Origin of the sequence: Nakamurella sp., from assembly GCF_048594475.1 — a bacterium.
GTDB lineage: Bacteria > Actinomycetota > Actinomycetes > Mycobacteriales > Nakamurellaceae > Nakamurella.
This window is the reverse complement of record NZ_JBMDXT010000387.1, coordinates 22,323-28,494: the sequence shown is the minus strand read 5'-3', so window position 1 is coordinate 28,494 and position 6,172 is coordinate 22,323. Positions and strand designations below refer to the sequence as shown.

At 70.9% G+C, this 6,172-nt stretch carries 7 protein-coding genes, 1 tRNA gene and 1 pseudogene; 5 read left to right on the top strand and 4 right to left on the bottom strand.

Translation table 11 applies throughout. The annotated features are described in order from the left end of the window. A pseudogene (locus ACOJUF_RS17580) lies at positions 1-1,032 on the bottom strand (pyruvate dehydrogenase (acetyl-transferring), homodimeric type); the annotation flags it as partial. 305 nt (positions 1,033-1,337) lie between these two features. On the opposite strand from ACOJUF_RS17580, the gene ACOJUF_RS17575 reads away from it, so the two are divergent. The 3 genes from ACOJUF_RS17575 (at position 1,338) to ACOJUF_RS17565 (ending at position 2,446) form a co-directional block, all read left to right on the top strand. Continuing rightward, positions 1,338-1,766, top strand: a complete 429-nt coding sequence (locus ACOJUF_RS17575; RefSeq protein ID WP_420123114.1) for a DUF3052 domain-containing protein — start codon at positions 1,338-1,340, stop codon at positions 1,764-1,766. 16 nt (positions 1,767-1,782) lie between these two features. Then, entirely contained in the window at positions 1,783-2,259 is a 477-nt protein-coding gene (locus tag ACOJUF_RS17570) for a peroxiredoxin (RefSeq protein WP_420123113.1), read from the top strand. Between the two features lie 112 nt (positions 2,260-2,371). Next, positions 2,372-2,446 (top strand) — tRNA-Val (locus ACOJUF_RS17565). 70 nt (positions 2,447-2,516) lie between these two features. Here ACOJUF_RS17565 and ACOJUF_RS17560 read toward each other — a convergent pair. Continuing rightward, positions 2,517-3,101 (bottom strand): TetR/AcrR family transcriptional regulator, encoded by a 585-nt coding sequence (locus ACOJUF_RS17560; RefSeq protein WP_420123112.1) that lies wholly within the window; start codon positions 3,099-3,101, stop codon positions 2,517-2,519. A 106-nt stretch (positions 3,102-3,207) separates the two neighbouring features. Here ACOJUF_RS17560 and ACOJUF_RS17555 point away from each other — a divergent pair, with 106 nt between their 5' ends. Together ACOJUF_RS17555 and ACOJUF_RS17550 are read left to right on the top strand one after the other, a co-directional pair. Then, the gene (locus tag ACOJUF_RS17555) at positions 3,208-3,594 is read left to right on the top strand and encodes a DUF1304 domain-containing protein (protein ID WP_420123111.1); all 387 of its coding nucleotides are present in this window, start codon (positions 3,208-3,210) and stop codon (positions 3,592-3,594) included. Between the two features lie 86 nt (positions 3,595-3,680). Beyond that, entirely contained in the window at positions 3,681-4,703 is a 1,023-nt protein-coding gene (locus ACOJUF_RS17550; RefSeq protein WP_420123110.1) for an NADP-dependent oxidoreductase, read from the top strand. A 10-nt stretch (positions 4,704-4,713) separates the two neighbouring features. Here the strand turns inward: ACOJUF_RS17550 and ACOJUF_RS17545 are convergent, their stop codons facing one another. Further along, on the bottom strand, positions 4,714-5,286 hold the full coding sequence (locus ACOJUF_RS17545; protein WP_420123109.1) for a GNAT family N-acetyltransferase: 573 nt from the start codon (positions 5,284-5,286) through the stop codon (positions 4,714-4,716). Between the two features lie 4 nt (positions 5,287-5,290). Beyond that, positions 5,291-6,055 (bottom strand): 20S proteasome subunit A/B, encoded by a 765-nt coding sequence (locus ACOJUF_RS17540; protein WP_420123108.1) that lies wholly within the window; start codon positions 6,053-6,055, stop codon positions 5,291-5,293. Positions 6,056-6,172 lie beyond the last annotated feature (117 nt).

Here is a 6,172-nt window from a genome sequence, read left to right as displayed (position 1 = left end):
GTGGTCGCGGATGTACCCGCCGTCGTTGGCCCGGTAGGTCTGGAAGTCACCGTCCGCGGTGGTGTTCATCAGGTTGACCAGGGCGCCGTCCTTGTCCTTCTGCAGCAGGACGTCCCACTCCCGGCCCCAGACGACCTTGATGACGTTCCAGCCGGCGCCCCGGAAGAAGGACTCCAGCTCCTGGATGATCTTGCCGTTGCCGCGCACCGGACCGTCGAGCCGCTGCAGGTTGCAGTTGATGACGTAGGTCAGGTTGTCCAGGCCGTCGATCGCCGCGATGTGGATCAGGCCGCGGGACTCGACCTCGTCCAGCTCGCCGTCGCCGCAGAACGCCCAGACGTGCTGGTCGGAGGTGTCCTTGATGCCGCGGTGGTGCAGGAACCGGTTGACCCGGGCCTGCTGGATCGCGTTCATCGGGCCCAGGCCCATGGACACGGTCGGGAACTCCCAGAACTCGGGCATCAGGCGCGGGTGCGGGTACGACGGGATGCCGCCGCCCGGGTGCGACTTCTCCTGGCGGAAGCCGTCCAGGTCGTGCTCGGACAGCCGGCCCTCGAGGAACGCGCGGGCGTACATGCCGGGGGAGGCGTGGCCCTGGAAGAAGACCTGGTCGCCGCCGCCGGGGGCGTCCTTGCCGCGCCAGAAGTGGTTGAAGCCGACCTCGTAGAGCGTGGCCGAGGAGGCGTAGGTGGAGATGTGGCCGCCGACCCCGATGCCCGGGCGCTGGGCGCGGTGCACCAGCATCGCGGCGTTCCAGCGGATGAACCGGCGGTACTTGCGCTCGATCGCCTCGTCGCCGGGGAAGAAGGGCTCGGACTCGGTCGGGATGGTGTTGATGTAGTCCGTGGTGGTCAGCGCCGGCAGCGCGATGTGCTGCTCCTTCGCGCGGTCCAGCAGGCGCAGCATCAGGTAACGGGCGCGCTGACTGCCACCGGCGTCGAGCATCGCGTCGAACGAGGCCAGCCATTCGTTGGTCTCTTCGGGATCGATGTCATGCAACTGGGCGGCGATGCCGTCCTTGATCAGCGTCATCCTGGCCGGTTCGTTCACTGTCGTCAACGCATACTCCTTAAAGGCATTCGGCGGCCGGAGCCGCATGGTGCGCCGAGGTGGGGTCGGCTACATCGACCTGGTCGGCACCGTCAAGCGGTTCCCATCCTCCCGCATCATGCGGGGGCGTCGCTCGTCGGAACGGGCCTTTTGTGGCCTCGTCGGCGGTGCTGCTGTCGGTACCCGGCGGAGATCGAATTAAGGTAAGCGGCCAAGGACAGATCACGGTCGGAATCGGATGCAGGACGCCGGTTCGCCGCCGGGACCCGGGAAGGGATGCGATACGGGTGAGTGACCTCGCAGGGTACGCGGTGGACGCCGCGGCCCGGCTCGGCCTGCAGGCCGGGGACACGGTGGGGGAGTCGGGGTACGACGAGGACGTCGACCTCGACCTGCGGGACGCGATCGCCGACGTCATCGACTCGGAACTGCTCGACGACGACTCGGACGAGGTGCTCAATGCGGTGCTGCTCTGGTGGCGCGACCGCGACGGGGACCTCACCGACGCCCTGATCAACGCGGTGCCGTTGCTGGCCGCGGACGGGGTGATCTGGCTGGCCACACCCAAGACCGGACAGGACGGGTACGTGGAACCCAGCGAGATCGCCGAGGCCACCCGGACCGCCGGGTTGGCCCAGACGACATCGGTCAACGGCGGACCCGGCTGGATGCTGGCCCGGCTCGCCCGGCCCAAGTCAGGAAAGGCACGTCGCTGATGAAGGGACAGGGCTGATGACGGGACAGGGATTGGCGGTCGGCGCGACCGCCCCGGATTTCACGCTGCCGGACGCGAACAAGACGCCGGTGAGCCTGTCGGACTTCCGCGGGAAGCAGCCGGTGCTGCTGGTGTTCTATCCGTTCGCGTTCTCCGGCGTCTGCACCGGTGAGCTCTGCCAGCTGCGCGACGACCTGTCGACGTTCGCCGACGCCGGCGTGCAGGTGCTGGCCATCTCATGCGACACCGCCCAGTCGCTCAAGGCCTGGGGCGAGCAGCAGGGCTACCAGTTCCCGCTGCTGTCGGACTACTGGCCGCACGGCGCGGTGGCCCAGGCCTACGACGTCTTCTTCGACAAGGCCGGCATGGCGCTGCGCGGGACCTTCCTGGTCGATGTGGACGGCGTAATCCGGTTCGCCGAGGTGAACCCGCCCGGGCAGGCCCGCGACCAGTCGGCCTGGCAACGGGCGGTCTCGGCCCTGGCCCCGGCCTGATCCGGGTCCCGCTCGACCGGGTGGGCGACCGGTCGGGCGGGCCGCGCGGACGTGGACCGCCGCGCGGAGGTGGAATACTGTCTCCCGCCGCCGGCCGATCGGCCGGCGGAACGGGCGCGTAGCTCAGCGGGAGAGCACCCGGTTTACACCCGGGCGGTCGGCGGTTCGAACCCGTCCGCGCCCACCAAAGTCGCAGCCTCAGAGCCGCCCGCACCGCGGGGCGCCGGCCTGGGTCGCCGCGCGAGCCGGACCGGCGATCAGGCGCCCGCGGCCAGCAGCGCGCCCGCCGTGTCCAGGGCGCGGACCGCTTCCGCCGGCGCGACCCGGACCAGCACGAAGGCGGCGACGACCAGCCCCGTGCACGCATCGGCCAGGGTGTCCTGGGCCGCCGGGACCCGGTCGGGGAGCGCGGCCCGCACGCCGTTGCCGATGGCCGCGCGCAGCTCGGCCCGGTACCCGGAGATCGCCCCGGCCACCTCGTCGTCGTGCCCGATCGGCGCGCCGGCGCTGTTGACCAGCAGGCACCCGCTCGTGGCCGGCAGGGATCCGGCGCGAAGCAGGCCGGCGCGCAGGCCGTCGAGGTACCGCGCCAGGGCGTCCGGCGCGACCGGTGCGGACGTCAGCGGGGCCAACCGTGGCCGGATCACCTCGTCCAGGTAACTGGCCACCGCGGCGCCGAACAGCCCGCGCTTGGAGCCGAAGGCGTGGTAGATGCTCGACCGGCTCAGGCCGGTCGCCCGTTCGAGGTCGGGCAGGGCGGCCGCCTCGTACCCGCGCGCCCAGAACACCGTGCGCGCGGCCCGCACCACCTCGTCGGTGTCGAAGGTCTGCGTCCGTCCCATCACAATCCTCGGCCGGTCGTTTGTGTACTGACCAATCCAGTATATATTGGATTGGTCAGTACAGAAAACGGCGCGGCCGATCCGCGCGGACGAGAAGAGGTGCCCCATGGTCGTCGCCGGCCTCGTGCTCTGCGGCCTGGCCGCCCTGGTGCACGTCTTCATCTTCTACCTCGAATCGTTCGCGTGGACCGGTCCGCGGGCCCGGGCGGTCTTCGGCACCACGCCCGAGGAAGCGGCGACACTTCGCCTGATGGCCTTCAACCAGGGGTTCTACAACCTGTTTCTGGCCGTGGCGGTGCTGCTCGGCATCGTGCTGTACCCCGCCGGGCAACCCGCGGTCGGCGCGACGCTGGTCCTGACCGGCGCCGGGTCCATGGCCGCCGCGGCCGTCGTGCTGCTGGTCTCCAGCCCCGACAAGGCCGCCGCCGCGGCCAAGCAGGGGGTCCTGCCGGCGCTGGGCGTGCTCGCCCTCGCGGCCGGGCTCGCCTTCTGACCGGGCTCTCGCCGAGATCACCCGTCCCCGGGGACCGCGCCGCCGCCGGATCCCGATCCCAGATGCTCTGCCAAGGAGAGTGTTCGATGTCCACCGCGACCAGCACCCAGATCCGTCTCGCCCGCCGCCCGGACGGCTGGCCGACCCACGACGACTTCCGCGTCGAGACCGTGGAGTACGGCGAGCCGGCCCCCGGTGAGGTGCGGGTGGTCAACGAGTTCGTGTCGGTCGACCCGTACATGCGCGGCCGGATGAACGACGTGCGCAGCTACGTCCCGCCGTACCCGCTGGGCGGGACGATCACCGGCGGCGCCATCGGCCGGGTCGTCGCCTCGGCCGCGGACGACGTGCCCGTCGGGGCCGTCGTGCTGCATCAGCACGGCTGGACCGACGTCGTCCAGGCCGACGCGGGCACGTTCCGGGTGGTGCCGGAGATTCCCGGCGTGCCGCTGTCCCTGCGGCTGCACATCCTCGGCATGACCGGCCTGACGGCCTATGTCGGGCTGACCGCGATCGCCGGTCTGCGTGATGGCGACACGGTGTTCGTCTCCGGCGCGGCCGGCGCGGTCGGCACCGCGGTCGGGCAGATCGCCCGGCGGCTCGGCGCCGGCCGGGTGGTCGGATCGGCCGGATCGCCGGAGAAGGTCGCCCTGCTGACCGAGAAATACGGTTACGACGCGGCTTTCAACTACAAGGACGGGCCGGTCCGGGAGCAGTTGCCGGCGCTGGTGCCGGACGGGGTCGACGTCTACTTCGACAACGTCGGTGGCGACCACCTCGAGGCCGCGCTCGACGTGATGAACGACGGTGGGCGGCTCGCCCTGTGCGGAGCCATCGCCGGGTACAACGCGACCGACCGGCCGACCGGCCCGGACAACCTGGCCAACGCCATCACCCGGGGCCTGACCCTCAAGGGCTTCACCCTCGGCAGCTACCTGCACCTCGGGCCGGAGTTCACCGAACGGATGACCGGGTGGTTCGCCGACGGCACGATCGCCTACGACGAGACGATCGTCGACGGCATCGAGCACACCGTCGACGCCTTCCTGGACATGATGCGCGGCGCGAACACCGGCAAGATGCTCGTCCGGGTCGGCTCGCCGGCCTGAGCCGGGCGGATCAGCGCAGGGTGGGCCGGGGATCGTCGGCCAGCACGGCCATCAGGATGGAGTCGGCCCACCCGTCCGCGGTCCGGACCGTCTGGCGGCAGCGACCTTCCACGACGAAGCCGGCCTTGCGGTACGACCGCTGGGCCCGCACGTTGAAGTCGAAGACGTCCAGCGCGACCCGGTGCAGCCGCAGGTCCGTGAAGGCGTGGTCCAGCACCAGGATCATGGCCTCGGTGCCGATCCCGCGGCCGGGCTCGCCGGGCGCCAGCGCGATCCGCACGTTCATCGAGGCGTTCGCCGCGTCCAGGTCGTTCAGCACGATCTCGCCCCGGTAGCGGCCGCTGGACCGGTCCACGATCGCCCAGTCCGCCCGGTCCCCGGCCGCCGCGACCGTCTCCAGGTGGGCTCGGACCTGCCCGGCGGTGAAAACGGTGGTGGTGCCGGTCAGCCGGGCGGACTCGGGGTCGTTGACCCAGGCCCAGGTGTCGTCGAAATGCTCCGGGCCCAGCGGGTCGAGCCGGACGGCCGGGCCGGTCAGCCGGGCCGACGGGTGCAGCGCCGGACCCGGCCCCCGGTCGGTCATCGGGTCACGGCCGGGCGTAGGCGGGCTCGCCGGCCAACTCGTCCAGATCGGTGACGACCGGCAGCTCGTGCAGTGCGGCCATGATGTGCTTCTCCCACAGCTCCAGCAGCCGCCGCAGGATCACCGAGTCCTCGGTGATCCGGAACTCCTCGAGCTCGAGCGTGTCGGTGCGATAGACGGCCAGGTCGTACGGCGGGCCGACGGACAGGTTGGCCCGGGCCGTGCTGATCATCGAGGCGAGTGCGATCTTCGCCGCCGCCGCCAGGTCGGCGTGCGACCGGACCGCGATGTCGAGCATGAACTTGCCGTACTTGGACTCGCCGATCTGCAGGAACGGCCGCTCGTCCGAGGCCCGGATGTAGTTGCCCTCCGGGTAGATCAACATGACGTCCGGGGTGCGGCCGCGGATCTGGCCGCCCAGGATGAACGTGGCGGTGCCGTCCGCCCCGGACGACATCAGCCCATTCCGGTGGGCGTCCACCACCGTGCGGCTCAGCCGTCCGACATACAGCGCCGCCTCGTACATCTCGTCGACGGTGGCCAGGGACTCGGCCCCGCCGGGCGCCTGCAGGTCATGGTGGATCCGGTCCAGCACCTCCTGCGTGGTCGCCAGATTGCCCGCCGACTGCAGCACGAAGATCCGGTCCGGCGCTGGCCGCAGGACGTGGAGCTTGCGGTAGTTGCTGACGTTGTCCACGCCGGCGTTGGTCCGGGTGTCGGACATCAGGACCAGCCCGGCGTCGAGGCGAAGGGCCAGGCAGTAGGTCATGCGCGCTCCCGGTGGACCGTCCGTCACCGTCGACGGATCCGGGCCGCAGGTTATCTTCCGATTCTTTGACGCATCGACCGGGGGTGGAGCGGGAACAGGACCATCGGTGTCGGTGGA